We start from the raw sequence: 710 nt of genomic DNA on the forward strand, positions 1-710 counted from the left end.
TGTACTTGTTTGACTTGCTGCCGAGCGCGGACAAACCCACCAACTTCAGTATCCATGGTGTGCCCTACACGGCCACTCTGGGGCCATCAGGCATGCAGAGCGACATTTACCTTTTCCTGCAATAGGGTGGAGATGGATCGAGCAATAGATGCCAGTCGTTCTTGAAAAGCACCAAACCGTTGAGAGAGAATCCGTTTTTACGCGGCCACGTGCAGCGCGCCAACCCAGATGAGACGATCCCCAGTGCCGGGGGCGACATCGAATGTGCACGTCGCCAGTCTTCCTTCAAAACGTGACGTTTGGCCAGCATCCCAAGAGGCGACGGCTGTCGCATCTGAGGTGTAGACAGATACGGATGCGGGAAGAGCCTCGGGTGCGAAGGATGCTGGCGCGGTCGCTGAAGTGCTTAGTGCCGTCTATGACGGCCTACCCTTTGCGGGTTCTACTATGGCTTCAGGCCAGGACGAAACCCGCCCATGGCGCCGGATGCATTTCATACAGCGATCATGAGCCAACGTGTGAGTTGGGTGCTCGATGCCGACCCGTATCCTGCAACTAATGCCTGCGGGCGGGTGCCGCGGTGGACCGACTTGTTCATCACGCAACGATCATTCGAAATGAACGTTGAAAGCTATCGACGACGTTCCACCCATGGGGGTCAAACGCCGGCGCGGCAGGCCAGCCTCATTCGCGACAATCAAAGGCACCGC

The 710-nt window shown here is 57.6% G+C and carries 1 protein-coding gene; it reads left to right on the forward strand.

What is annotated here, in order from left to right; all coding sequences use genetic code 11:
- Positions 1–476 precede the first annotated feature (476 nt).
- On the forward strand, positions 477–710 hold a 234-nt coding region (locus BBJ66_RS35525; RefSeq protein WP_244511756.1), incomplete at its 3' end, for a hypothetical protein.

Origin of the sequence: Rhizobium sp. RSm-3 (assembly GCF_001854685.1) — a bacterium.
GTDB lineage: Bacteria > Pseudomonadota > Alphaproteobacteria > Rhizobiales > Rhizobiaceae > Rhizobium > Rhizobium ecuadorense.